Genomic DNA, 26,024 nt, shown 5'->3' with positions numbered 1-26,024 from the left:
CCTCCTCTGCTGCTCATGCGGCCCGTACGTGCTCCTCGTGGGCCGGCGCGGACTGCGCCCGCATGATCTCCTCGTACAACTCCGGCCGGTGTTCCTGGAGATGGGCGAGGATCCGGCTCATCTGCGTGCCGACGTTGACGAACGCCGTGTTCCTTCCCTGGTAGTTGACCTCCTCGACCCGACGCGTGCCGCGGTGCAGCGCCACCACCGTCCAGTCGTCCGTGAAGACGGGTGAACCCGAGGACCCGCTGCGGGTGTCGGTGAAGTAGCGGACGTCGCGCTCGTCCGCCTCGAAGACGAGGTTGTTGCGCAGCGCCACCCGCTTGGGCTGTCCGCCGGGGTGCTGGATGATGTTCACCGCCACCGGTTCGGGCCCGTCCGTCCGCAGCGGCGCGGTCGCTATCCGCAGCATCGGCCGGGGCGGCAGCCCCTCCGAGAGCCGCAGGATCGCGTAGTCGAGCGCCTCGTCCCAGGCGACCAGGGCCCGTGCGGTCGCCTCCTCGGTCTCCGCCTCGTCGGCGCCGTAGTCGAACCGCGAGCGGGAGTTGCGCACCTGGAGCTGGAGATCGTCCTCGGTCACCCGGGGCCGCACCCCCGGCGAGCGCGTCCGGGCGTTCACCACATGGTGGTTGGTGATCAGCAGGCCGGGGGCGATGAGCCATCCGGTGCCCGCGTGCGGGTACGCGGGCCGCAGCGGTGCGCCCGACTCGTAGGGCGGGACCTTCAGGCGGGCGACCGACGAACCGGCCTGGACGCCGCCGTGCAGGAACTCGAAGGGCACGGTGTCGTCCCGGAAGATGATCTCCTCCTTGGTCTCCTCCGGCATCGCCCCGGGCGGCAGGTCCGGCTCGCCCGCCGCGTCCCGCGCCACATCGTCCAGGGCGCGCTGCAGGACGCTGAGCGGGCCCGGCTCGACGGTCTGGGCGATCGCGTTGCGCAGCCAGACCTCCAGCGGCACCGTGCCGTCGATCAGCCGCTCGATCTGGTTCATCGTGTGCAGGTCGGAGTGCATCTGCCGCAGCGGCGTGTCCATCGTCGGCAGGCTCGCCCGGAAGCGGGCGGTGGTGCCGGCGAAGAGGAGCGGCCGGACGGTGGTGTCGGCGAGCCCCGCGTCCAGGGCGGCGTTGCGGACCCGGACGACGCCCTCGGCGGAGAGGTACGGGACGGAGCGCACCGCGCCTTCGGCGGCGCCGGGCGGCGGCTGCGACCACAGGCCCGCCCGGCCACGGCCCCCGTGCCCACCGTCCCCGACACCGTCTCCGCCACCTCCGGGACCTCCGAGCCCTCCGGGACCTCCGGGACCACCGTCACCGCCGTCACCGCCGGGGAAGGCCGGGCCCGCGACCGGCCCGGCGGGGTGGCCGGCGTGCGGCCACGGCACCCGGGCCGGCGCGCCCACGTCCATGGCGGCCGCCACACCCTCCACCAGGTCGCCGCTGCGGTCGCGGAGCGTCAGCGCCCGCCAGGCGAGGCTGTCGAGCGTCCCGCGCCTGCGCGCCTCCCACAGGGCCTCCTCGACCGAGGCGTCCGCCCCGCCGGTCCGTGCCGGCGCTCCCGCCGCCGACGCCAGGATGCGGGTCAGCGGCTCCCGCAACTGCGGTTCGTCGGCCATGGCGGTGTCGATCCAGCGGGCCAGGGCGTCCACCACCGCTCGGTCGTCGGCCGGCAGCCCCACGAGCCGCAGGGTGTGCTCCAGGAGCCGCGGATCGGCCCGGGCGGCCGAGGCCGCGGCGGCGCGGGCCAGCGCGGGCTGCCGGGCCAGCTCCTCGTCCGGCATCTCGCGCAGCGAGCGGGCCAGCCGCAGGTCCATCTCGGCCGAGCCCTCGTCCGAGAGGGCGGCCAGGCGCGACCTGGCCACCAGCACGCCCATCGACTCATGGGCGAGACCGAGGCCGGCCGCGATGTCCTCCGCCTGCTGCAGATCGCGGTCGGCGTCCGCGAAGTCGCCCTCGTCCTGGGCGAGTCGGGCGGAGAGCTGGAGCAGTTCCAGCTGCCGCTCGACGCAGCCCGCCTCGCCGGCCCGGTCGACGGCCCGCTCGGCGCTCTCCCGCGCCTCCGGCACCCGCCCGGACCTCGCCAGCGTCTCCACCAGCAGTCCGTGCAGCCTGCTGCACGGCGTCCACGGCCGCCGCTCGGCGAGCCGCTCCGCGGCCGCCTCCACGTACCCCTGGGTGAGCAGGTCCTCGACCTCGCGGGCGGCGATCCGCTCCCAGTCCTCCTGGTCCGCCTCGGCCATGATCCGGTCCGGTACGTGCCCGCCGATCTTCCCCAGCAGGAACGCGGCCGAACGGGGCGGCATGTCCCGGTCCGCCCCGGTCAGGTGGACCGAGACTCCGGACTCCCAACGGCGTTCCACCGTACGGGGGTTCTGACCGAGCCTGAGCCGGTGGTAGATCTCCTCGGCGCGCGCCCCGGCGCCCTCGCGGGCCGCGTAGTACGCCACCGCGCTGCGGTCGACGGCCCGCATGAGATCGGTGCGGGCGCTGTCCGAGAGCCGCAGCATGATCGAGCGCAGGTCCGCCCGGTGCCGTACCGCCTGGGGCCCGGCCGACTCCATCAGGTCCAGCCGCGACACCAGCCGGCCGAAAAGGGCGCGGGCCTGCTCGGAGGAGTCGACCCGCAGCCCGGCCGGTCCGGCGAGGACGTCCCGGATCAGCTCCGGGGTGATGAACCGCAGGGCCAGGCCCGCCTGCACGGTGGCGCGCAGGTCGTCGTCCGCGATGTGCTTGAGGATCCGGTCGTACAGCGTGCCCTGGATGAGCATCTGGTCGACCTTGTGGTGGAAGTACCGCCTGCGCGAGGGCAGGCTCCGCAGCAGCTCGCTCAGCGAGGCGGAGCCGGCCCCCAGGGCCACGGTCGTCCGTGCGGCGAGCTTGAGGCTGAGGGGGTGGCCGCCCACGCGGTCGACGAGGTCCCGTGCGATCTCCTCGTCGTCGACACCGCAGGACATCAGGAGCTCCACGGCCGCCTGTTCGTCCAGATCGCCCAGCTCCATGACGCGGGGTGTGAGGACGCGGGCGGGATGGTCGATGGGCGCCCGGCCGGAGACGAGGAAGCGCAGCCGGGGGTAGGCGTCGCGCAGGGCCGTCCAGATGGCCCACATCCGGCCGATGACCGGCGAGCCGCGGTACTGCGCCTCCTCGAAGGAGTCGAAGACGATCACCAGGGGCGGATCCGTCCGCGGCCCCGGATCCGTCCGCGGCGCCGGATCCGTCCGCGGCGCCGGATCCGGGCCCGGGTCGGCGTCCGGGTCCGGGTCGGCGTCCGGGCTCGTGTCGAGGCCCGCCGGGGTGCGGACGGCTGTGGCGACGAGACCGGCGACCTTCCGGGCGAGTTCCTGCTCCCGCGCGCTGGCCCGGGCGTGGAATCCGGCCGAGTAGTCGCGGCCGAGCGTCGCTCGGGTGGCCGAGACCTGCTGCAGCTCGTCGAGCTGGTTGCGCTCGCCGCGCTGCGCCGCGGCGGTCTCCTCGCACTCGTCGGCGAGCGCGTCGAACGCGGTGCGGTGGTCCGGGTACTGGATGCCGAGCTGCCGGGCGATCTCGGCGATCACCGTGGCCGGTTCGTGGATGGAGAGCGTGGGCCGCTCGAAGTCGATGTACGCGAACGGGAAGGGGCGGGGCGCGTCGTGGAGGCTGTCGACGAGGAACTTGGCGAGCAGGGTGCTCTTGCCGACGCCGCCCATGCCGTGGATGAGCACCGGAGGCTCGGCCGGCTCTGCGGGCAGCGCGATGTACGTGCGCAGGGAGTCCAGTTCGCGTCGGCGACCGTGGAAGGCGCCCCGGACGAGCCGCTCCATCGGCTGGAGCAACCGCGCCCGTTCCAGGCGGTGTTGCACATCGTCGGCGTCGGGCAGCCCGAGCCCGGCGGTCCCGGGGACACGGCTCAGCCAGAGCACGGCCCGCAGGGTGTCCGCGAGCGCCTCGACGTCCTGCGCCGCCAGGTCGGGGGCGGGGCCGGCCGCGCCGCCGGACAGCAGGGCGAGTGCGGTCCGCTCGGGGCCGGGCCCCTCCGGAAGGAGTCCCAGATTGGCCTCCAGGGCCCGCCGTGCGGCCTCCGGCCCCGCGAGGCCGCTCAGGGTCCGCTCCCGGATCTCCGGCTTGAGCACCCACGCCTGAGAGGGGTGCGGCGCGAGCGCGGTGCAGTCGTCGACGAGGGCCAGGGCCGCGCGCCCGGTCGGCTCGCTCTCGCCGGGCAGCCGGAGCCGGGCCGGGTCGAACTCCTCCAGGAGACAGGCAGCCTCGCGGTAGGCCTGCCGCAGCTCCGGGAGGACCGGCGGCGCGCCGGGCGCCGGCACCGCACCGTGGGACGTACCGCCGGCGCCGCCGATGCCCGCCCCCGCCCCCGTCCCGGTTCCGTCACCGGAGCGGTGGAGCCGTACCGTCTCCTCCACCGCCGTGCACACCCGCCGCATGTAACTCTCGTCCGAACCCGGCGAATCGACCGCCGCCATCACCCCGGCGACGGACCTCTCCACCAGCTCGGGGATCAGTGCGGCGTCCGGCGCCGGCCGCTCCTCGGCGAAGAACTGCCGGAAGTACGCGCGCAGATCCTCCTCGCCCACGATCCGCGCCGTGTCGCGGCACTCGTTCTTGCGGATGTCGTAGGGGAGTTGCCGCATGGTGGGGGAGTAGCCGAGCAGGACGAGCCGCGGCACGGCCTCCGCGCGTACCGGAGTGTGTTCGTAGATCGCGAGCGCCAGCTTGCCGATGCAGTCCCAGACGTCCGCGTTCGGATCGAGCTCGTCGCACTCGTCGAGCACCAGCCAGAGCCGTTCCCGCGCGGCCGTGGCGCGGCTGACGATCCGGTGCACGGCGTCGTCGATCGAGGGCAGCGGATCGTTCAACTGTGTGGGATCCAAAGGGTTCGACGGGTTCGACGGAAACCCGTCCGCCTCGGGCCCGGCCACGAACTCGGCGAGCCGCGTCACCAGACGGGCGGCCGTGGAGGTGCGCGAGAGGGTCACCCGTACCGGACGGAAGCCGCGGTGCTGGCCGAGATGGCGGATGAGGCGGTAGGTGTACGAGCGGCCGCTGTCGGGTTCGCCGTCCACGACCAGCACGGTCTGCTCGGGATCGGCGACGAAGCCGCGGAGTTTCTCGCGCAGCTCGTCCCGGTCGATGAAGACCTCCGTACCGTTTCCGAGGACGAGGGCGCGGAAGGGGTCCCGGGCGGAGCGCAGCGACTCCTCGTCGGCCCGCAACCGCGTGAGCAGGGCTCGCGCCTCCACGGCCGCGGGCGGGTCGGCGGCGGTCAGGGTGTCAAGGTCGGCCAGGGCGGCCAGGAGCCGGCGCTGGTGGGCGATGTCCGCGCGGGCGCCGCGCACGACGAGGCGCGCGTTCTCGTCACGGTCCGGCGTGAGCGGGAGGTCCTCGACGAAGTCCGCCGAGAGGCCGCTGCGCCGCAGCCGGGTGTGGGGATCCGGGGTGGCGAGGAGGTGGTCCCGCACCCAACCGGTGACGAGGCCCCATTCCGTTTCGGTGAGCGGCATACCGCACCTGCCCGGCGGTTCCTGCGCGGCGTCGGACGGACTGACTGATACCTGTCATGGTTTCACCGGGTGGTGGCGGTGGCAAACGGGGCTTCAGCCCTGCATGGCGATGTCGTCGTACGACTCCAGACGCCGCCAGCGGTCCTCCGGCGCCCGCGTCGGCGGCATCAGATCGACGTCCGGCAGCGGCCCGAACTCCAGCTCGGTGATCTCCGCGACGTCCGAGACCGGCACCTGGTACGTCCGGAACGGGCCCAGCGGCGGCGCGCCCGCCTTCGCCCCGGCGAGCGCGCGCTCGGCGTCACGGCTGAGATCGGGGCTCTGGTCGAGGACGTACGCGGTCGCCGCCAGCGCCCCGTCCTGCATGAACGCGACCACCTTCCAGAAGCGGAGCGGCACCTGGATACCCCGGAAGGGCGGATCGGAGTCCTGCAGCACGGGACCCGTGAGCACCGTCATCCTCCGGTCGTACTCGGTGGCGTGCTCCAGGAGGTAGTTCGCCAGGCCCTGCCAGAGCCGCTTGCCCTGGTTGAAGACGCCGGACTGGGGGGCGGCGTTGGTGTAGTAGAACGTGTCGGTGCTGGCCTGGCCCGCCACGGCCGCGGGGCCCCACACCGGGTCGAGGCGGTGGACCAGATGACCCCGGTCGAGGCTGTTGTTGCGGTAGACGTCCCCGCCCGCCTGCTGCTCCGCGGGCAGGCGGGGGTCGAACTCCCAGGCCTCCTCCCGGGGTACGTCGTCGAGCAGCTGGTCGCCCTCGACGCAGACGGCGGTCGACGCGGCGAGGCGCCGGTCCGGGCGGAAGACCACGGTGAAGTGGGTGTACGGCAGGAGCACCGTCTCCACCGAGGTGCGGGCGGGGAGCGGCAGCGGCACGACGGGACCCAGGAAGCCCTCGTCGTAGCCGGTGCGGTCGGCCAGCGAGTCACGGCGCGGTCCGCCGGCCCGCGGCGGCGGCGGAGTGGGCGGGCGATCGGAGGGGTTCATACGATGTAACTACCGCGCATGAAGGGTCGCGCTCGGCGCCGGGCGGCAGGCCACTCGATCAGACGCTCCGGTGCCCTCCCCCCTTCGGACCACCCTTCGGACCACGCTTCGGACCACGCTTCGGACCAAGGAGGCACCCATGCCCGCCGGTCTGTCCGTCCACGCCGGACTCAACACGGTCGACCCCGCCCGCTACGAAGGCTGGGACGGCGCTCTGCTGGCCTGTGAGAACGACGCCCGGGACATGGCCCGGATCGCCCGTTCCGCGGGGTTCTCCGAGACCGTCCTGATGACCGCCGACGCCACCGTCGACAACCTCACCGCGGCGCTGCGCGAGGCCGCCGTCACGCTCGCCCCCGACGACATCCTGCTGCTCACCTACTCCGGCCACGGCGGACAGGTGCCCGACGTCACCGGCTCCGACGACGAGCCCGACGCCCTCGACGAGACCCTCGTCCTCTACGACCGGCAGTTCCTCGACGACGAGCTCCACCGCGAACTCCGCGGCTTCGCCGAGGGCGTCAGGATTCTGGTGCTGCTCGACTGCTGCCACAGCGGCAGCGGCACCGAACTCCCGGGAGCGCCGCTCCCGGAGACCGGGATCCGCATGATGCCCGTACCGAGGCAGCGGCAGATCTACGAAAGGGACCGGGGCTTCTTCGAGGAGTTGCAGCGCTCCCTCGAAGCGGCGGCCGAGGAGGCGGCGGGCCCGTTCGGCGAGGCGCGAGGGGCACGGGAGGCGCGGGAGGCGTCGGCGATCCTCATCTCGGCCTGCCAGGACAACCAGCTCGCCTCCGACGGCCCGGTCAACGGCGCCTTCACGGGCGCGCTGCTCGACGTCTGGCAGGACGGGGCCTTCCGGGGCGGGTACCGCTCCTTCCACCGCGCGATCCAGCGGCGGCTCCCGCCGACCCAGAGCCCGAACCTCTATCTGACGGGAAGCCCCGCGCCCGCCTTCCTGCGGCAGCGGCCGTTCACGATCTGACCGGGCCGGCGGGCGACCGGGCCGACCGGGTCCACCAGGCCGCGGGCGCCGCCGGAGTCAGCCGCGCAGCGCGCTCGCCAGTTGCGCGCGGGAGCGGACGTCCAGTTTCTGGTAGATCCTGGTCAGCCGCGCCTCGACCGTCTTCACGCTCAGGTACAGCTTCGCCGCGGCCTCCTGATTGCTCGCGCCCTGCCCCACCAGACGGGCCAGACGCAGCTCCGCGTCCGTCAGCGAGGAGAGCGCCGGCAGCGTGTCCTCCCCGGCCGGGGTCTCGCTCGTCAGGGCCAGCCAGGGAGCCGCCCCGGCCCGCTCGAAGACCGCGGCGGCCGCCTGCAGGGCGCTCTGCGCGGCCGAACGGCGACGGCGCCGCCGCTCCACCCGGGCGAGCGCGATCAGCGCCCGCCCGTGCTCCAGCGGGAGCCCCGCCTCGGCGAACCGCTCGGCGGTGCGGGTGAGCAGCTCCGCCGCCTCGTCCGTCTTCCCGCCCGCGGCCAGATACAGGGCGTACGCCCGGTCGCACCCCAGCAGCACGGTCGTACGCCCCAGGCGTTCCGCGACCGGACGCACCTCGGCGAGCAGGCCGGCCGCCTCCTGGGCCGCGTCGTTGGCGAGGAGCGCCTCGGCCAGCTCCTCGTGCCAGCGCAGCATCGACGGGTCGACGGTCGACTGGGCGCGCTCGTTGGCCTGGACCCGGCGCAGGGTCTCCAGGGCCGAGGCGACGTCGCCGTTGATGAGCTGGACCCGGCCGAGCGCGTACAGGCTGCGGGAGAGGAAGACCCGGTCGCCCTCCTCCTCCGACGCCTGGACGCTGCGCCGGGCGTAGCTCGCGGCCCGCCCGAAGCTGCCCCCGGCCGTCTCGGCGAGCGCGAGCGTGTACCAGGCCGGCCCGGGGGAGAGGCCCGCCTCCAGGGTCAGCGCGAGGGACTGCCCCGCGTGCGCGAGGGCCGCCGGGCAGGCCCCGAGCCGGGACTCGATCGCCGCCAGGGTGGAGAACAGCTCGATCGTGTCCTCGACCGAACCGCGCCGCCGCACCAGCGGCAGCAGCGCGTTCAGCTGGTCGCGGGCGTCGGCCAGCCGGTCGTCGAAGAGGGCATGACGGATCGTCAGGATTTGTGCGGCGTTACGGATGCCGAGCGGTCGCTCGGCCATCTCCAGGCCCCGCGCCTGGGCCAGTACCGCCTCCGCCTCCGACGCGCCCAGCGCCCGGTCCATTCGTGCCTGGACGGTCAGTGCCTGCGCGGCCGTCCGGGGGTCGCCCATCGAGGCCGCGAGGGCGGCGGACTCGACGGCCGCGGCCCGGGAACGCAGCGGATCGCCGTCGGCCAGGACGTACTTGACGGCCAGACGGAGCTGTACGGCGGCCCGCAGCGCGGTGTGACCCTCGGAGTCCTCCATGGCGTGGACGTACATCTCGTCGAGCCCGGTGAGCCCCTGGCCCGCGGTGTCGAGGACGGCGAGCCTGGCCCGTACCCGGTCCGACGGGCTCGCGTCCCTGGCCAGCAGATCGGTGGCGGCCCGCATCGCGAGGTCCGCGCGGGCGGCGCGGGCCGCCTCCTCGGCGGCGTCGACAAGGCGCGCGATCCGCTGCGTGGCGTGCTCCATCGGCGTCGACTCGGCGGCGAGCAGGGCCAGTTCGGCGGCGAGCGCGCTGTTGCCGCGGCGCCGGGCGAGATCGGCGGCGGCGGCGACCTCGGCGGCGAGCGCCTCGTCGGGGATGTCGGTGGCGAGCGCCCGGTGCCGTACCGCCTCGACGGAGTCGTCCACGACCTTCGCGAGCGCGGCGTGCCCGGCGCTGCGCTCGGCCCAGCACGCGTCGTGGACCAGCGTCGACGGGAGGAGCCCGGCGGTGAAGGTGACCGTGCCGTCCTCGGCGAGCGAGACCAGGTCGGCGCGCTCGGCGGCCGCGAGGTCGGCCTCCGCGTCCGGCCGCCCGGCCCGGCGGATCAGCGCCGCCGAAGGACGCAGCGCGAGGGCGGCGAGCAGCAGCGTCTCGCGGACGGCGGGCGGCGCGGTGCCGAGCAGCTGCCGGGCCAGCTCGCGGGCGCGCCCGGACAGGGTGAGCGCCTCCGCGTGGTGGACGGGGGTCCGCGCGTCGGCCAGCGAGCGGCCCACCGCGAGCGCGAGCCGGGGGTTGCCGCCGCTGGCCTTGTGGATGCGGCCGGCCATCCGGGAGGGCAGCCGGTGGTGGATGAGGAGTTCGGCGATCTCGTCCGCCTGCAGCGGCGGGACGAGCAGGATGTCCGCCTCCGACGGCACCCAGAGGTGGATGTCGTGCGCCTCCTGCGCTCCGTACGCCTCCGGGGTCTCCACGGCGACGACCCGCAGCGCGGGCGGCGCCAGGTGGAGGGCGAAGCGCAGCAGGTCGGCGCTGTCGGCGTCGATGTGCTGGACCCCGTCGACGACGAGCAGCGCGGGCCCGCGGGCGGTGAGGCCCCGCAGGATCTGGGCGATGCCGAGGCGCAGGGCGATCGGGTCCCAGCCGCCGTCGTGCAGCGGCGCCTCGCGGCAGAGCATGGCGACGGCGGTCCGCTGAGGGCCCGGCAGCCCGTCGAAGACCCCGGACGCGCCGGGTCCGGGGACCTGGCGCGGTATCGCGGCCCGCGCGGCGGCCGGGGCGTCGGGCCCCGAGCCCGCCGGACCGGGGACGTCGGTCGCCGCGCCGGTTCCGGCCACTCCCGGCCAGGTCACCGTCGCCGCCACCGAGGCCACGAGCGCGGCCGCCGCCGCGCCGGGTATGTCACGGTCGGCGGGCAGGGCCGCGAGCCAGAGGACGGTCTCGCCGCGGGCTTCCGCCCGGGCCGCCTCCGCCAGGGCCACCTCGGTCTTGCCGACGCCGGCGGGTCCGGTCAGCAGGGCACGCCCGCGGGCGTGCAGCACGCGTTCGAGCCGGGAGAGCAGTTCCTCCCGGCCCACCGGGGCCGGGGGTCCCCCCACGCCGGCAGGGCGTACGGGGAGGTGCGGCGCAGTCGTCACGTATCCACCACCCTCCGGCACTCGGGGCCTGCCCGTGAGCCCCGTGGGGCAGAGAATACGGAGCGTACCGGTGCCGTCCAGGCCTCTTGTCCGGCATACGGACAGCCGGTGCCGGTCGCCGACGCCAGGACGCGCCCGTGGTGTAGACCACGAGCGCGCCTCTGACCAGCAATGATGCTGTTGTGGGGGGTGGGTCAGGTGGTGATCAGAAGGTCAGGCTCCAGGAGTCGATGTAGCCGGTGTCACCCGAGGCCACATCGCGGACCTGCAGCTTCCACGTGCCGTTGGCGACCTCGCTCGACGCGTCGACCGTGTACGTGGTCAGTACGTTGTCGGCGCTGTCCGAGGACGAGGAGGCCTTCAGGTTGCGCACCTTGCCGTCGGGGGCGATCAGGTCGATGACCAGGTCCCCGCGCCAGGTGTGCTTGATGTCCACGCCGACCTTGAGGGTGGCGGGGGCGTTGCCCGTGCGGCCGGTGACGGCGATCGAGGACGACACGGTGGTGTTGTCGGAGATCGTCACGTTCGTCGCGTTGGTGAAGACGGTGCCGGCCGGCGGGGTCGTGGTGCCGGTGACGGCGTCCACGGTCTTCGCCGTGTCGGCGATACCGGCGCCGCAGCCGCCGGTGCAGGTGCCCGGCAGCGGACGGGCGTTGGCCTTGATCGCGGACTCGATCTCGGCCGGGGTGAGGCTGGTCTTGGCCGACTTGAGCAGCGCGGCGAGGCCGGCGATGTGCGGCGCGGCCATCGAGGTGCCCTGGTAGGGCTTGTAGTTCTCCAGCGACTGGGTGGTCGTGCCCGAGTTCAGCGTGGAGTAGATGCCGTTCTCGGGGGTGGTCACCGTACCGGGCGTGTCGGTGGCGCGGCGGGTCTCGCCACCCGGAGCCGAGACGTCGATGATGGTGCCGTAGTTCGAGTAGTACGACCGGTTGCCCTCACGGCTGGTCGAGGCGACGTTGATGACGCCCGAGCAGTTCGCGGGGGTGAAGCCGGACGCGTTGGCGTTGCTGTTGCCCGCGGCGACGACGACGGTGGTACCGCGCGAGACGGCGCCGTTGATCGCGGTCTGGTAGACGCTCGGGCAGGTGGAGCTGGCGCCGCCCAGGCTCAGGTTGATGACCTTCGCCGGGGTCGGGTTGGCCGCGACGCCCGGCACGGAGCCGCCGGACGCCCAGGTGATGGCGTCGGCGATGTCCGAGGACGAGCCGCCGCACTTGCCGAGGACACGCACGGGCTGGATCTTCGCGTTGTACGCGATGCCCGCCATGCCCTTGGTGTTGTGGGTGACCGCACCGATGGTGCCGGCCACGTGGGTGCCGTGCCAGGAGGAGTTCGACGCCCGCGAGCCGGTGCCGCACTCACCGTCGGTGGCGTTCCAGTCGCCCTCGTCCTTGGCGTCCGCGTCACGGCCGTTGCCGTCGCGGGCGTCGGCGGAGGAGGAGATGAAGTCGTAGCCCGCGACCACGTTGGACGCCAGGTCCGAGTGGGCCGCGTAGCCGGTGTCGATGACGGCCACGGTGACACCGGAGCCGGTCGTCTTGTCCCAGGCGGGCGGAACGTTCATGCCGCCGGTGGCCTCGAAGAGGTCCCACTGCTTGGCGTAGTCCGTGTCGTTCGGGGTGACCGCCATCGCGTACGCGCGGATGTCGGGCTCCACCGTGGCGACCTGCGGGTCGGCGCGGAAGGCGGCCATGACCTCGGCGACGTCCTGCTTCGTGGCGCTGTCGCCCAGGTCGACCAGCGCGGCACCGCCGGCGAGGCGGCGCTCGAAGGAGAGGCTCTCGCCGGTCTCGGCGCCCTTGGCGGCCGCGTCGCTCTTCGCGGCGGCGTTGGAGCCGGCCTCGGCGGTCTTGGACTTGTAGGTGACGATGACCTTCTCGACAGGAGCGCTGGGCAGCGCGGTCATCGCCTGCGAAGCCGGAGCCGGCTTCGGGGTGGCAGCGGCCGGGGCGGCGGCGAACGCCCCGGTGGAGGTGGCAGCGGCGCCGATGATCGCGGCACTCGCGACCACGACGGATATGACTCTCCGCCTGGAACTGTTCAAGGTGTTCCCTTTCGAGCACGACGTAGGTGCGGAGCAGTGGCGGCGGCGCGGGAGCCGCGGTGCGAAGTGGGGGGTCGCGGTCCGCTGGTCCCTGGGCTTGGGGGGCCCGTGCGCCGCCACCGGCGCGACGGCCCGGGTCAAGGCCGCCACCGGCGGACACCACCCTCCTCCCCTCATGCACCTGACAGGGCCTGAGCTCCTGCGGGGGGCGTGGTTCGGGGGATGGGATCTGCCGGTGCGGCAGACAGTAGGGAACGAGCAGGTGAACCCGATACGGGGAAAACCCTTGTCACCCCCCGAGGGGGGTGGGGGGAGGGAGAGGGGGAGGGCTTGCCGGGCCCCTCGGAAGGGCATCACCGGTGAGTGAAGTCGAGAAGATACAGGCGGAGTTCGTACGGGCGGCGGCTGCCCCTGCCGTTACGGGGGCTGCTCGTCCTGGCGGCGGGACTGGGCGTTTTCTTCTGCGGCCAGCAGGTCGTGGAGGGATACCGGGCGACGATGGTGTATCGCGACGCGCCGGTCTGCGCGGGGGAGGGGGAGGGCTGGGGTCGGGGCGAGGGGTGCGTACGGACCGCGGTGGGCACCGTGACCGACCGCCGGACGGGCGAGAACTGCACGTCCAGCGGCACGAGCGGCGGGGGCGCCCCCGTGACCGTCGGCGGCGTGACCGCGGGCGGTGGCATGGCGACCGCGGGCGGCAGCATGGGCGGCACGGTGACCGGCGGCGTGACCGCGGGCGGCGGGGGCGGCACCACCTGCACCCGGTACTACCGCGTCGAGGTCGAGTGGCCGGAACGCACCGCGTGGCTCTCTGTGGGCTCGGACACGTACGACGAGGCCGAGAAGGGCGACCGCGCGAAGCTCGGGCTCTGGCAGGGCGAGGTCGTCCGGCTGGAGCTGCGCGGCCACACCCACACGTACCCGCCCTCCTCGCAGAGCGGCGTGGGGATGTGGCTCGCGATCGCCGCGCTGATCCTGGCCATCGGGGTGTGGGGCGCGGTGAGCGGCCGGCTGTCGGGACTTCTGGCGTTCCCGAACTTCGGCCTGCTGTTCGTGGCCGTCGGCGTCGGCTGGCTCGGCTCCATGGCCCTGTTCGGCGGACACGTCGTCGTCTGGGCCTTCGCGATCCTCTGGACGGGGTTTGCGGTCTTCTGGACCTGGGGCGCCTGGCGGGACGGCTTCTGAGCGGGGCGGCGACGGCGGGTGTGTCGTAGGGGGCTCTGCCCTGCCTGCCTGCCCGGCCCTGCTCTGCCCGGCCCTGGCCTGCCCTGCCCTCCCTGCCGGGCCGGGCCGCGTCGGCTCAGGCGAGGAGCCGCAGGGCCGTCTGCGACACCCCGACCCGTACCGTCTGACCCCAGGTCAGTTCCAGCGCGTCCGACTCCATGCCGTCGCCGAAGGCCACGAGCCGGTCCGACTCGACCGTGATCCGCAGGGTCTCCCCAGGGCTCAGCAGGCCCTCCACGCGCGTGGTGCCGGTCGTCGGGGACGGCCAGGCCTCGCGGACGAACCAGGCGAGCCGCCGGTCCGTCGGGACGGGCATGCCCAGACCGCTCGATCGCTGCTCCCGGAGGGACCGGAGCCAGCCCGTGGCCCCCGTGCCGGTCCCGACGAGCACGCCCGAGGACGCCTGGGGTTCGGGCGGCGCCGCGTCGGAGCGCTCGCCGTCGAGGCCGAGGGTGTACCGGGCGGTCTGGTGGCCCGGCGGGCCCAGGTAGATCTCGTTGAGGGCCACGAGCCGTTGGGCGTCGTCGGTGACCGCCTCCACCATCGTGAGCTCCTCCACGACCGTCCCGGCCGCCCTGTCCGTCGCCGTTCCGGTCGCCCGTGCGGCCGTTTTCGTTCCGCTCGTCGCCGTACCGGAGGCGGCCGCGAGCAACGCGCCCGCGTCCGCCGCCCGGTGCCGCACCAGGACGCCCGGGTTGCGCCCCGGGTCGGCGTCGATCCCGACGACCGGCTGCCCGTTCAGGTACTTCGCGGCGTTGGCCACGAGCCCGTCCTGCCCGACCACCACGACCACGTCCTCGGGGCCGAACAGGAAGCGGTCCAGGTCGGCGCGCTCCACCCTGGCCTGCCGCCACCGAAGGGGAATCGCCGACGCCACCTCCGCCATCGCCCGCCGGGTCCGTTCGTGGCGCCGCCGCACCTCCTCGATGTCGCGGCCCCGGCGGGAGAGGAAGAAGGCGGCCTGCCCGTGCGTGCCGTGCCGGGCGAGCAGCTCCTCGTACTCGGTGACCCGGTGGACGAGGACCGCCCGCGGCGCCAGGCTCACGACGGAGTCCCGCCGCCGGCCAGCTTGGCGAGCAGGCCGGTCAGCACATCGGGCGACAGGGTCAGGCTCTCGATCCGAGGCAGGTTCTCCGCCGCGCGGGTGGCGGCCAGCGCGTGCAGCGTCGCCGCGTCGGCCTCCCCGTGCACCCGCAGCCACGCCGACTGCGCCGCCGCGCGTGCCTCGCCGACCTCCCGGGCCGCCTCCGCCTCGGCCCGCGCGAGCCGGATCTTGCGTACCGCCTCGGCCTCCGCCCGTACGGAGTCGGCCGCGGCGGACTCCTCGGCCTCGCGGCGCGCGTTGGTGCCGCGCTGGTCGACGAGCCGCTCCTCCTGCCGGGCCAGTTCGATCTTGCTGGCCAGCTCGTTCTCGGCGATGGCCCGCTCGCGTTCGACGGCCACGGCGCGCCGCTCGTAGGTGGCCCGGTCGGCCTCCTGCTGGATCTGTTCGCGCGCCGGGGTGCGCAGGGCCCGTTCGACCTCCGGCTCCGGACGGATCGCCACCACGCGTACCGCCACCACCTCGATACCGGTGGCCGGCAGCCGGGGTTCGGCCCCGAGCCCCTCCGCGATCCGGTCGCGGACCGCCGCCACACCGTCCACGAGGGCCGAGGAGAGCGGGGTGCGCGCCAGGACGTCGAGGGCGTGCTGTTGGGCGGTCTCGGTGAGGAGCGTCGCGATCTGCTCCAGCGGCGCACCTCGCCACGTGCCGGTGTCGGGGTCGATCGAGAAGTCGAGCCGGGTGGCCGCCGCGTCCGGCTCGCCGATCCGGTACGTGACGGTCGACTGCACGCTCACGTCCTGGAAGTCGGCGGTCCTCGCGTGGAAGGCCATGGCGAGCTCGCGGTCGTTCACCGGCACCTCGGACAGCGCGGCGGACAGCGAACGGAACCAGAAGCTGAGCCCCACGCCGTCGTGGACGAGCCGCCCGCGACGGTGGTGGCGGATGTGGCTGGTGGGCGCGGAGCGCAGATGGCGCCAGCCGGCCCGCCGGGTGATGTCGGCCATGAAACCCCCTTGTCGTCACCTTGACGATAGTGGGTCGTTCGCTTCTCGTCAAGGTGACGAAATAGGTGCTTCCCGGGATGGGGGCGGGGGCGGGGACGGGGACGGGGGCGCGGGCGGGGACGGAGGCGGCGAGTGCGCGATGCCGTGCAGGCGGGCGGAGGCGTCCTCGTGCGCCAGGTGCCGCAGCGCGAGCAGAATCGGCTCGTAGAGCGTTCGTGTACGCGACGGTGGCCTCGATCGCCTCCTCCAGGACCGGATACCGCTCGAGCGCGGCGTACTCCTCCGCCGCGATCGGGTGCATCGTGAGGGCGTACCGCCGGATGTGGTCGATGCCGCCCTCGTAGCCGAGCGAGCGCAGCGTGACGACCGCCCGGGTCAGCGCGGCCGGCGCGGGCGCCTCGTCGCACACCCGCCAGTCCAGCTCCGCGAGCCTCACCGTCGCCACGGACACGCCGCCGCGACTGTCAACTCGGAGAGGTGCAGAAGGTGTTCACCGTTCCCATCGTCTCGAGGTGACCATCGTCCAGCACGGGCGCGGGGCCGCCGACTCCGGCCGGCGCCACCGCCCCGCCCAGCGTGCCTTGTGGCGCGGCCACTTCACGGGCGACGGCGGGGAACCGGCGGTCACGGGGACCCCGCGAGTCCGGGGCCGAGGCCGGGGTCGCGTCCGGGGCCGGGCCGGGGCCCGTCGTCAGGAGCACCACGCCGCGCGCGGCCACCAGCGACGCGGCGGCCGCGACGAGCCAGCCCCACGCCCCGGCGCGGAACGTCTCGCCGAGCAGCGCCACGCCGATGACCGCGGCGGCGGCCGGGTTGGCGAGGTTCACCACGGCGAGGGGAGCGGCCAGGCCGCCGCGGTAGGCGGTCTGCGAGAGCAGGAGGCCGCCCACCGCGAAGCCCGAGACCAGCGCGGCGAGCAGGGCGGTCTGCCACCAACGGGTGATACCAACGGGCAGTTCGCGCGCGAGCGCGGCGGTCACGGTCTGGGTCAGCGCGGAGGCCACGCCCGAGGCGATCCCGGAGGCCGTCGCATGCCCGAGCCCCCGCGCCCGCCCCGGCGCCCGTCCCCGGGCTCCCGCCCGTGTCCGGCCGGCTCCCGCGCCGCCGAGCCCCGACCCGTACAGCGGCCCCGAGGCGAGCGCCACGATCAGCAGCGCCGTCGCCGCGGCGACGACGAGCGCCTCGCTCAGGTCCAGCGCCTCACCCGGCTTCGCGGGCCCGGTGACCGAGATCAGGCCGACGAGCCCGGCGAGCGTCCACAGCGCCCCGCGCCACTCCGAGCGGGTCACCCGCCGCCGCGCGCGGTACGCCCCGAGGGGCAGCGCCGCCACGAGGGTGAGCGCGCCGAGCGGCTGGACGAGCGTCAACGGGCCGTAGTGCAGCGCGGCCACATGGGCGAGCGCGCCCGCCGCGTTGAGACCGACCGCCGACCACCATCCGCCGCGGGCGAGGAGCGCCCGCAGTGCGCCGCGCCCGCCGTCGGAGGCCGCCGCGAGCCGGGCCTGGGCGACGGCGGCGAGGGCGTATCCGGCGGCGGAGAGGAGAGAGAGAAGCACCGCGAGCACGGTGCCGTCGCCGTCCAGGGTGCTCATGGGGCCGTTCACCGCAGAGCTCCCGCCGGAACGGGCCCAGAGGCATCGAGATCGGCGTCGGGACCGGCGTAGGGACCGGCCCGTCCGGCGCCCGGCGGCCGTACGACGGCGAGCGCGAGGCCGAGCAGCGCGGCCGCGGCGAGCGCGTCGAACCAATAGTGGTTGGCCGTGCCGACGATCACCAGCAGCGTCACCAGGGGGTGGAGCGACCACAGCCACCGCCAGTGGCTCCGGCCGGCGGCGATCAGGCCGATCGCGAGCATCAGCGCCCACCCGAAGTGGAGCGAGGGCATCGCGGCGAACTGGTTCGCCATCGAGTCCGTCCGCGGGGTCGCGCCGTACACGGAGGGGCCGTAGACCCGCGCGGTGTCGACCAGTCCGGTGGCGGCGAGCATCCGGGGCGGCGCGAGCGGCATCAGCAGATGCAGCGCGAGCGCGGCGGCGGTGAGGAGCGCGAGGACCCGGCGGGACCAGAGGTAGTGGCCGGGGCGGCGCAGGTAGAGCCAGACGAGGAAGGCGAGCGTGGCCGGGAAGTGCACGGCCGCGTAGTACGTGTTGGCGGCCCGGACGAGCGGTTCACCGTGCAGCAGCAGGGCCTGGACCGCGCCCTCGGCGGGCAGGCGCACGGCGCGCTCCGCGTCCCATATCCGCTCCGCGTTGTGGAAGGCGCGCAGCTCGTGGCCGTTCGCGAACGCCCGGCCCGACTTGTAGACGAGGAAGAGCGCGGTGACGAGCAGCAGCTCGCGCACGAGGGGCGGTCTCGGAGCGGTGGCGGGGTCGGTGGCTGCGACGGGGACCGCTGTGACCGTGGCGGTCGGCCCCGGTCCTGCGGGACGTGTCCCCCGTATCCCGCGTATCCCGGCAGCCATCGCGCGGCCCCTTTTCCATCGAATCGTCAGCAAAACGGAGGAAGCCTAGATCCGAATTTATCGAGACGCAAGCGTCTCGATACGTTTGCGTCTCGATGAGCCGCCCCCTACCCTCGTACGTGCAGAGAGCTGTCCGGCACGACCGGGGCGACCGGGGAGGAACCGATGTCCACGCAGGCCGCGACCGCCGCCGCCCGCCGCGGCAAGATCACGCCCGAGCGGGAGACCGAGCTGTACGAGGCCGTGATCGACCTGCTCCGCGAGGGCGGCTACGACGCGGTGACCATGGAGGGCGTCGCGGCCCGTACCAAGTGCGGCAAGGCGACCCTCTACCGGCAGTGGGGGACCAAGGCGCGGCTCGTGACCGCCGCCCTCGACAAGCGGCGCTGCGCCTTCTTCACCGGCATCGACACGGGAACCCTCGCCGGGGACCTCCGCGAGGCCGCCCGCCTGGCCGCCTCCCGTCGCGACCGGGACACCGAGCTGATGGAGGCCGTCAGCCAGGCGTACATCCAACACCCCGACCTGCGCGAGGCGCTGCGCGAGACCGTCATCGACCCGGAGGTCGCGGCGCTCGACGAGATGCTCCGGCGGGCCGTGGAGCGCGGCGAGATCGACGCGGACAACCCCGCCATCGGCTTCGTGGCCCCCTGCTTCCTCGGCATGCTCCGCGTCGAGCGGCTCTTCGAGGAGCGGTTCGCGGACGCGGCGGCGATGAGCGCCTTCGTCGACTCCGTCCTTCTGCCCGCCCTGCGCGTCGACGTGTGAGGGCCCCACCCGTCCGGCACCCTGGGGGCATGCCCGCCCCCACTCCCGACGTGCGCGTCCGGCGCGTCTACGAGCCCCCGGCGGCCGACGACGGCGTACGGGTCCTCGTCGACCGCCTCTGGCCGCGCGGCCTCGCCAAGACCGACGCCCGCGTCGACGAATGGCCCAAGGCGCTCACCCCCTCCACCGAACTGCGACGCTGGTACCACGGCCCCGACGGTGCGTACGACGAGTTCTGCCGGCGGTACGAGGAGGAACTGGCCGAGCCCGCCGCGGCCGAGGCCCTCGACCGGCTGCGCGCCCTCGCCGCGGAGGGGCCCGTCACCCTCCTGACCGCGGCCAAGGACCCGTCGGCGAGCCACACCGCCGTACTGCTGCGCGCGCTGAACGCCTCCCGGGCATAGCCAGGGGCCCGCCGCGCCGGTCACCATGGCCGGACGCACCGCGTTCCCGCCCGAGCACCGCACCTGCTCACGACCCGCACCTGCCCGTGAACCGCACCTGACCGAGTTCCGCACCTTCCCGCCACGGAGGCGACGCGTGGACCCGAAACAGTACGCACCTCACGAACGGCTCAGCCTCGACGAGCTGCAGCGAGACCCGTACCCCCTCTACGCACGTGCGCGACAGACCGCCGGACTGACCTTCGTCCCCGAACTCGACGCCTGGCTTGTCGCCCGGGACGCCGACGTCCGCGAAGTCCTGCTGCGGCCGGACGACTTCTCCTCCGCCCAGGCCCTGCGCCCCGACGTCATGCCGACGGCCGCCGTCCTCGGCGTCCTCGCGCGCGGCTTCGGCAAACGGCCCACCGTCGTCTCCACGGACGGCGCCGCCCACCGCCGGCACCGCGCCCCGATCAACGGCCGCCTCTCCGCCGGACGGGTGGCGGCCCTCACCCCGTACGCCGCCGAGGTGGCCACCGGCCTCGTCGACGGCTTCGCCGCGGACGGGCACACGGAGCTGATGTCCTCCTACGCCCGCCGGCTCCCCGGCGCGGTCATCGGCCGGCTCATCGGGTTCGCTCCGGAGGACGTCCCCGTCGCGGTGCACGGAGGACACCGCGCCGAACAGCTCCTCTTCCGGCCGCTGCCCGAGGAGGAACAGATCGCCGCCGCCGAGGACGTGGTCGCCCTCCAGCACCTCCTCGACCGCTACGCCCGCGCCCGGCGCGCCGAGCCGCGCGACGACCTCTGCTCCGCGATGGTCGCCGCCCTGGCCCCGGACACCGGGCTCGGGCCCGGCACCCGCGAACTCACCCCGGACCAGCGCGGCGAACTCGTCTCCAACCTGCAGAACTTCCTCATCGCCGGGCACCTCACCACCACCGCCCTGATCGGCACCGCGCTGTTCCACCTGCTGCGCCACCGGGACCAGTGGGAGCTGCTCTGCGCCCGGCCCGAACTCATACCCGGTGCGGTGGAGGAAGCGGCCCGCTACGACACCGCCGTCCAGGGATTCCGCCGCACCACCACCCGGCCCGTGATCCTCGCCGGCACCGAACTGCCCGCCGGGGCCACCGTCTTCGTCGCCTACGGCTCCGCCAACCGCGACGAGGCACGCCACGAGGACGCCGACGTCTTCGACATCACCCGGCCCCCGACACCCACCCGCCACGTCAGCTTCGGCCGCGGAACCCACGGCTGCCCGGGCTCGCAGCTCGCGCGCACCCAACTCCGCCTGACCCTGGAGCTGCTCACCCGCCGCCTCCCCGGCCTACGGCTGAGGAAGGACCACGAGGTCGTGATGCGGCCCACCATGATCCACCGCTCGCCCGAGGAGCTGCACCTGACCTGGTGACCGCCGCTACGACGCCACCAGACGCGGCGCCTCCGCCGACGCGTCCGTCACCCCGTCCGCGCGCGCCGCCAACTCCCGCGCCCACCGGACGAGTCCGTCGATGTCGATGCCGTACGGATCACCCAGACCGGAGATCCGTGCGGCACCGCGCAGCAACAGCCGAGCCCCGCCCGCCGCGTTGCCCCGGGCGGCATGGGTGAGCCCGACCGCCAGCTGGGCGAGCCCCTGCCACAGATCGCGCTCCTCGCCGGGACCGGTCTTCCAGGCGTCCTCGAAGACCTCGTGCGCGTGGAACGGCATCCCCGCGTCCAGCAGCCGCTGCGCCTCACGGAGCGTCTCCGCCGGCGTCCGCGCCACCCCCTCGGGCTGCCGCGGCACCCCCTCGGCCCCGTACGGCAACGGCCGCCCCAGCCCGTCCCGCGGCCGCGCACTGCGCGCCCGCCCTTCCTCGTCCCGGTCCCTCGGCGTCGTGTCCACACCCCCATTGTCCCCACCCCGCCCCGCCCCCACCTGCGGCCCCGACCTGCGGCCCCGACCGCCAGGACACGGCCGCGGTGACACCCCGTGCGTCGATCGGCCCCGTGGAGTGAGGTAATGTTCTCTTGCACGCCGCCACCGGGAAACAACCGGCGGGACGGGCACCGGGACGTGGCGCAGCTTGGTAGCGCACTTGACTGGGGGTCAAGGGGTCGCAGGTTCAAATCCTGTCGTCCCGACTTTTCGAAGTCGCAGGTCAGGGGCTATTTCAGAGCAATCTGAAACGGCCCCTTGATCGTTTCTGGGGGCCCCTTGGGGACCAGTTCACCTTGACCCGGTCAGCGGGCGACGACGATCGGGCTGGGCAGCGGGCGAACCGGTGACGACCAGGTTGATGGTCAGGACCGGGGTCGCCGCGAGCGGCGCCCGGCATCCTCATCGGCCTCCCGAGCGCCGCTTCTGGCCATCGGCCGGCACGCCGGGCGTCCGCTCCCCTGGCGTGACCCTGCGTCAGCCGCCTGGGGATCCGGACCGCGGGCAGATCAGAGCTGGAACTCGGCCGGAGACACTCCCAGCACTGTGCAGGCATCCCGGATGATCATTTGCTCGGCCTGGGAGAAATCGCCGTCGGCGCCGGCGATGACGATGCCGATCTGGATCACCGCCCTCGCCTCGGTCGGCTTCTTGGCGGTCTTGGCGATGTCCTGCATCGCCTCGGCCTTGCCCTGCTGGAAGTTGTGCGTCAGCTGGTCCACATGCTTGTTGAAGCGCTGGCGCAACTGCTCCGACGGGAAATTCTGCAGCACCTCATTGCTGAGGATCATCGACTCGACGTGCTGCCGCTCGGCCGGGTCCACGTGCCCGTCCGCGGCCGCGACCAGTGCGCACATCGCCATGCTCGCGTCCCGGTACGCACCGCTCTTCAGCTCGGTCTTGAGGGAGCCGAGCTGCGTCTTCAACGCGCTGACCAGCTGGGCGCGTGGACCACCGCCGGAGCCTGCGCCGCGGCTGGGTCCCCCGTGGGTTGCACCGCCCCCGCGCTGGGCCTGCTGCAGGTTCTTGGCCTGGTCCTTGAGCCGGTCCCACATGGCCATTGACGCCACCTCGGTATTCCTCTGAGTCATCGGTCGCGATTCCGCTCGCGCGTTCACCTGGCCAACGGCCGCCTCCGGGTAAAGGTTCCACAAAATGCACTGGCCCCCTACAGGCTTCAAGGGCCGCCCGTGTCCGCCGCAGGCGAGGCGGTGCTCGCTGGTCAGTCCGCCCCAGGAGCGCCCGAGTGCTTCGCCCTCCCTTTGCACGGCGCCGGCAACGGCTCGGCCAACGTCCAGGAGTCATCGGCCGGTTCATGTCGACGCACCACGAACGGGGACCTTCGAGGTTCGATTACCTCACTGTCGAACACGCAAAAATCTGTGTTGGCCAGAGTAGACATTGGGTGGTGTCACGGTTATGGTTTCTGTCGTAGCCCAGAGGGACAGCAGGGCCTGGCAGAGATGAACTGCCAGGCAGTAGTACCCGCAGTTGCAGTTCGCACGACGGTTCGGTGACGGAGTTTCGAAGCCAGGGTTGTTGCATGACGGCGACGGGACTGGTGACCGGACCGGGTGGCCCGCAGTGATCAGGGGCCGCCGTGAGCAGTACCGCAGTCAACGCAGTGGCAGTACCTCGGTGAAGGCGTCGGCTGCGGGCGCGCGCACCGGGAGGTTCGGCAGTGGGGTTCTAAGCCGGAGCAGACGCAGGATGGGCGACGGGGCTGGCTGCCGAAGTGGCGCTGTGAGAGGCCACCAGCAGTACAAGCAGTTCGCAGTAACAGCAGTACGCAGTTCCCGTGTGTTAGGTGATTGATCCAGAGGAAAGAACGGAGGAGCCGAGCGCCATCAGGATCGCCCGGGCGGAAGCCTTGAGCCCGGGTACCGCAGGACATCGATAGTGAGGTGGTCTCCGGTCACGCATCCGCGATCCCCGCACCCCCGACAGCGATTGGGTCGGGTCTGCGGACATAGAAGGCCGACGCAGGATCAGGGTCGGCCGATGGTGTAGCAGTTCCTTCGGGGCCCTGGTGCCGTACGGCACCAGGGCCCCTCCATGCGTTCCGCAGAGGCTCAGCGCATCAACGCCGCATACCGCCGCGCCGCCGAGTCATCCAATCCGACGGCCGCAGCATGAGATGAGCGTGCCCGCCGGCATTGGCGGGCACCGCATTCACGTCGCCTCAGCGCGTGAATGGTTGCGGCGGAGTGCCGGCGGTCAGTCGGTCGATGTCGACGGAGCCCGCGCCGGGCTCCGGCCGCGGTAGGAGTGCCCACAGGGCTGCGAGTGCTGCGACGGTGGCGAGGAGGGCGGCGGCGCCGGTCCGGCCGTGAGCCCAACGCGCGCGGAACCGGACGGGGTCTTCCACCAGGACCTTGGAGAGCCAGGCGGCGGCGAGGGACACGGCGAGCAACACGGCCGTTCGGCTCCACCCCGTCAGACCGAGGCGGTCTTCGTTCAACAGCAGGTAGATCGGCCAGTGCCAGAGGTAGAGGCTGTAGGAGATCTGGCCGAGGCCGCGCAGCGGAGGCGTGGCCAGGGCGCGGCCCAGGGGGGTGCGCGGGGAGCGGGCGACGCAGGCGATGAGGAGGGCGGCGGCCAGGGCGTGGAGGAAGAGTCCGCCGTGGAAGAGGCCGGGGGAGTTCTGGCCGTCGGCGGTGATCCAGTACGCCGCGATCCCCGCCGCCAGGGCGAGGCTCCACCAGCCGCTCGCTCGTTCGCCGGCGCGGTTGAGGAGCCGCGAGGCCGGTTCGGTGGCCATGAGGGAGCCGAGGAGAAGGGAGAAGGCGCGGGTGTCGGTGCCTTCGTAGACGCGGGTGGTGTCGACCGGATCGGCGAGCGTGACCATGAGGGCGAGGGAGAGGACGGCCCCGGTCGCGGCCGCGATCGCGACGCGCCGGTCGGCCGAGCCGGCCCTGCCGCCGCGGGCGAGTACGGCGATCAGTAGTGGCCAGACGAGGTAGAACTGCTCTTCGACGGCGATGCTCCACAGGTGGCTCAAGACCTGCGTGTCGGACGACTGCCAGTAGCCCACCTGATCGGCGACGAAGTGCCAGTTGGCCAGGTTGGCCACGACCCATGGGGTGTCGTCGAGGGCCTGCCGCAGGACGGATGCCGTGCTGAAAGCCCAGACGAGGAGCAGGGTGCCGGCCACCAGGACGGCGAGGGCGGGCGCGAGGCGGCGCGCGCGCCGTCCCCAGAAGGCGACCAGGTCGATGCGGCCGTCGTGGGTCCGGGCCTCGTTCAAGAGCAGCCCGGTGATGAGGAAGCCGGACAGGACGAAGAAGAGGTCCACGCCGAGGAATCCGCCACCGAAGTGTCCGGCGTGAAAGAGCAGCACACCGAGGACCGCCAGCCCGCGCAGGCCGTCCAGGGCGGCGATGTGGTGCTTGCGTACGGGTGTCGGGGCGGTACGGGGGCGGCGGTGGGAGTGAGGGGTGGATGTCTGCGTGGCCAAGGGTTCTTTCCCGGGGGAGGGGGAGCGAGGCGGCTCGGGCCGGCTGTCCGGGAGTAGAGGAGCCGCCTCGCGGTCGGGCGTCGGTGTGCGTCGAGTGCCGAGTGCTACGCGCAGCCGAGCCGGCCGTAGACCTTGTCGCCGGTCCACGGCCCGTCGGCCCACTGATCCAGGGCGGCGGGCGTGAAGGCGTACCGCTTGTTCAGCTCCGTGCCGAACCAGGCGGCGAAGGCGGCTGATCCCTGCTGGCAGGAGTGGATGCCGTCCTTGCTGCGCTGTGCCGTGGCGGCGGTGCTGTCAGTACCCCACAGGGCGGTGGCGTCGAGGAAGTGGACGGTGTCCGGGTGCTTGTCGGCGACCCCGCGGGCTGAGGTGGGGGCCGTTTTGATGGCGGCCTCGTGCTCCTTGTAGAAGTCGTCGATCTTGAACGGCGGGGCCGACACGATGAGGAGATCGGCGCCGGCGTCGTTCACGGTCTTGGCCAGGCGTTCGTATCCGGCACGCTGTTCGTCGGCGGTGCCCCAGTCGTAGGTGGTGACCTGGTAGGCCACGACGTCCGGCTTGAACGAGGCGAGCTTCTTCGGGAGTTCCTCCCAGGTGGGCGCGGCTGTCTCGCCGATGACGCCGCCGCCTCCCGCGGCGGCCATCGAGGCGAATTCGGCGCCGCCCGCCTTGATGGCGGCGCCGAGGGCGGGGGCCTGTGCCTCGCCGATGGAGTCGCCCATCCACAGCAGCCTGCGCGGCTTGGTGTCATCGGTCTCGGTCCCGGCCGCGTGGCTCCGGCCGCCGACCGGGGTACCGGTGGTGTCGGTGCCGGAGGTGGATCCCTGGCAGGCGGTGAGGCCGAGGACGGCCGCGGTGGCCGCGAGGGCGAGACCGACGGTGCGGCGGGCGGGGCGAGGGGTGGTGATGTTCATGTCTCCAGCGGAGCCTTTCGGGGAGGTGGGTGGCGGGCTCGTCATCGGTTCGTCACGTGTCGCGAGACGAGCGGTCATGAGCGGCGTACGGCCTGGTCACGGTCTGCCGGGCAGGAGTCGCCCCCAGTGCCCCAGTGCCTGCATCGACTGGGCCTGGTTGCCCTACGAAGGCGTTCGTCCGGGCCGCCCCGCGGCCGTTCCTGTCCTCGATCCTGCTGTGCCGCGCATCGCTCATGCCCTCGACGGAACCGTCGCGAGCGACGAGAACGGCAGGCTGTCATCGTTTCATCACGAAAAGCGGAACCGGCCGTCATACGCTTCGAGCACCCTGGTCGAAGAACACCCAAGTCCCCGTGGACAGGAGACG

Annotated in this window: 17 protein-coding genes and 1 tRNA gene; 6 read left to right on the top strand and 12 right to left on the bottom strand. The window is 73.4% G+C overall.

Annotation, left to right across the window (positions count from 1 at the left end):
- Nucleotides 1–13: 13 nt before the first annotated feature.
- Together ACF06X_RS07565 and ACF06X_RS07560 are read right to left on the bottom strand one after the other, a co-directional pair.
- A complete protein-coding gene (locus ACF06X_RS07565) occupies nucleotides 14–5,488 on the bottom strand; it encodes a trypsin-like peptidase domain-containing protein (RefSeq protein ID WP_392286283.1) in 5,475 nt (1,824 codons plus the stop codon).
- A gap of 93 nt (nucleotides 5,489–5,581) precedes the next feature.
- A complete protein-coding gene (locus ACF06X_RS07560; RefSeq protein WP_392286282.1) occupies nucleotides 5,582–6,475 on the bottom strand; it encodes a DNA/RNA non-specific endonuclease in 894 nt (297 codons plus the stop codon).
- Between the two features lie 139 nt (nucleotides 6,476–6,614).
- On the opposite strand from ACF06X_RS07560, the gene ACF06X_RS07555 reads away from it, so the two are divergent.
- Nucleotides 6,615–7,460 carry a caspase domain-containing protein gene (locus tag ACF06X_RS07555; RefSeq protein WP_392286281.1) on the top strand — a complete coding sequence of 282 codons (846 nt, stop codon included), beginning with the start codon at nucleotides 6,615–6,617 and terminating at the stop codon, nucleotides 7,458–7,460.
- Between the two features lie 57 nt (nucleotides 7,461–7,517).
- Here ACF06X_RS07555 and ACF06X_RS07550 read toward each other — a convergent pair whose 3' ends face one another.
- Both ACF06X_RS07550 and ACF06X_RS07545 read right to left on the bottom strand, forming a co-directional pair.
- Nucleotides 7,518–10,433 carry an AAA family ATPase gene (locus ACF06X_RS07550; protein ID WP_392286280.1) on the bottom strand — a complete coding sequence of 972 codons (2,916 nt, stop codon included), beginning with the start codon at nucleotides 10,431–10,433 and terminating at the stop codon, nucleotides 7,518–7,520.
- 205 nt (nucleotides 10,434–10,638) lie between these two features.
- A complete protein-coding gene (locus ACF06X_RS07545) occupies nucleotides 10,639–12,339 on the bottom strand; it encodes a S8 family serine peptidase (RefSeq protein ID WP_392286879.1) in 1,701 nt (566 codons plus the stop codon).
- A 501-nt stretch (nucleotides 12,340–12,840) separates the two neighbouring features.
- Here ACF06X_RS07545 and ACF06X_RS07540 point away from each other — a divergent pair.
- Nucleotides 12,841–13,662, top strand: a complete 822-nt coding sequence (locus ACF06X_RS07540; protein WP_392286279.1) for a hypothetical protein — start codon at nucleotides 12,841–12,843, stop codon at nucleotides 13,660–13,662.
- Between the two features lie 115 nt (nucleotides 13,663–13,777).
- Here ACF06X_RS07540 and ACF06X_RS07535 read toward each other — a convergent pair whose 3' ends face one another.
- The 4 genes from ACF06X_RS07535 to ACF06X_RS07520 all read right to left on the bottom strand — a co-directional run bounded on the left by ACF06X_RS07535 (nucleotide 13,778) and on the right by ACF06X_RS07520 (nucleotide 18,211).
- Nucleotides 13,778–14,746 carry a hypothetical protein gene (locus tag ACF06X_RS07535; RefSeq protein ID WP_392286278.1) on the bottom strand — a complete coding sequence of 323 codons (969 nt, stop codon included), beginning with the start codon at nucleotides 14,744–14,746 and terminating at the stop codon, nucleotides 13,778–13,780.
- Nucleotides 14,743–15,750 carry an SPFH domain-containing protein gene (locus ACF06X_RS07530; protein ID WP_392286277.1) on the bottom strand — a complete coding sequence of 336 codons (1,008 nt, stop codon included), beginning with the start codon at nucleotides 15,748–15,750 and terminating at the stop codon, nucleotides 14,743–14,745. Before ACF06X_RS07530 ends, ACF06X_RS07535 begins: the two co-directional genes overlap by 4 nt.
- 464 nt (nucleotides 15,751–16,214) lie before the next feature.
- Nucleotides 16,215–17,342 (bottom strand): DMT family transporter, encoded by a 1,128-nt coding sequence (locus ACF06X_RS07525; protein WP_392286276.1) that lies wholly within the window; start codon nucleotides 17,340–17,342, stop codon nucleotides 16,215–16,217.
- A gap of 8 nt (nucleotides 17,343–17,350) precedes the next feature.
- Nucleotides 17,351–18,211: a phosphatase PAP2 family protein gene (locus ACF06X_RS07520; protein WP_392286275.1), complete on the bottom strand. Its 861-nt coding sequence runs from the start codon at nucleotides 18,209–18,211 to the stop codon at nucleotides 17,351–17,353.
- Between the two features lie 165 nt (nucleotides 18,212–18,376).
- Here ACF06X_RS07520 and ACF06X_RS07515 point away from each other — a divergent pair, with 165 nt between their 5' ends.
- The 3 genes from ACF06X_RS07515 (at nucleotide 18,377) to ACF06X_RS07505 (ending at nucleotide 20,776) form a co-directional block, all read left to right on the top strand.
- Nucleotides 18,377–18,979, top strand: a complete 603-nt coding sequence (locus ACF06X_RS07515; protein WP_392286274.1) for a TetR/AcrR family transcriptional regulator — start codon at nucleotides 18,377–18,379, stop codon at nucleotides 18,977–18,979.
- 29 nt (nucleotides 18,980–19,008) lie between these two features.
- Nucleotides 19,009–19,383, top strand: coding sequence for a DUF488 domain-containing protein (locus ACF06X_RS07510; protein WP_392286273.1), 375 nt, complete (start codon nucleotides 19,009–19,011; stop codon nucleotides 19,381–19,383).
- Nucleotides 19,384–19,519: 136 nt separating this feature from the next.
- A complete protein-coding gene (locus ACF06X_RS07505) occupies nucleotides 19,520–20,776 on the top strand; it encodes a cytochrome P450 (RefSeq protein WP_392286272.1) in 1,257 nt (418 codons plus the stop codon).
- Between the two features lie 6 nt (nucleotides 20,777–20,782).
- Here the strand turns inward: ACF06X_RS07505 and ACF06X_RS07500 are convergent, their stop codons facing one another.
- On the bottom strand, nucleotides 20,783–21,253 hold the full coding sequence (locus tag ACF06X_RS07500; RefSeq protein ID WP_392286271.1) for a DUF309 domain-containing protein: 471 nt from the start codon (nucleotides 21,251–21,253) through the stop codon (nucleotides 20,783–20,785).
- 165 nt (nucleotides 21,254–21,418) lie between these two features.
- Here ACF06X_RS07500 and ACF06X_RS07495 point away from each other — a divergent pair.
- Nucleotides 21,419–21,492, top strand: a tRNA-Pro gene (locus ACF06X_RS07495).
- 303 nt (nucleotides 21,493–21,795) lie between these two features.
- Here the strand turns inward: ACF06X_RS07495 and ACF06X_RS07490 are convergent.
- The 3 genes from ACF06X_RS07490 to ACF06X_RS07480 all read right to left on the bottom strand — a co-directional run bounded on the left by ACF06X_RS07490 (nucleotide 21,796) and on the right by ACF06X_RS07480 (nucleotide 25,657).
- Nucleotides 21,796–22,347, bottom strand: a complete 552-nt coding sequence (locus ACF06X_RS07490; protein WP_392286270.1) for a tellurite resistance TerB family protein — start codon at nucleotides 22,345–22,347, stop codon at nucleotides 21,796–21,798.
- Between the two features lie 1,121 nt (nucleotides 22,348–23,468).
- Nucleotides 23,469–24,743 (bottom strand): acyltransferase family protein, encoded by a 1,275-nt coding sequence (locus tag ACF06X_RS07485; RefSeq protein WP_392286269.1) that lies wholly within the window; start codon nucleotides 24,741–24,743, stop codon nucleotides 23,469–23,471.
- A 104-nt stretch (nucleotides 24,744–24,847) separates the two neighbouring features.
- Nucleotides 24,848–25,657 (bottom strand): SGNH/GDSL hydrolase family protein, encoded by an 810-nt coding sequence (locus ACF06X_RS07480; RefSeq protein ID WP_392286268.1) that lies wholly within the window; start codon nucleotides 25,655–25,657, stop codon nucleotides 24,848–24,850.
- Nucleotides 25,658–26,024: the final 367 nt, after the last annotated feature.

Source organism: Streptomyces sp. NPDC015346 (assembly GCF_043078785.1).
GTDB lineage: Bacteria > Actinomycetota > Actinomycetes > Streptomycetales > Streptomycetaceae > Streptomyces.
The sequence above is the reverse complement of the archived record's forward strand: the minus strand, read 5'-3'. Positions and strand labels throughout refer to the sequence as shown.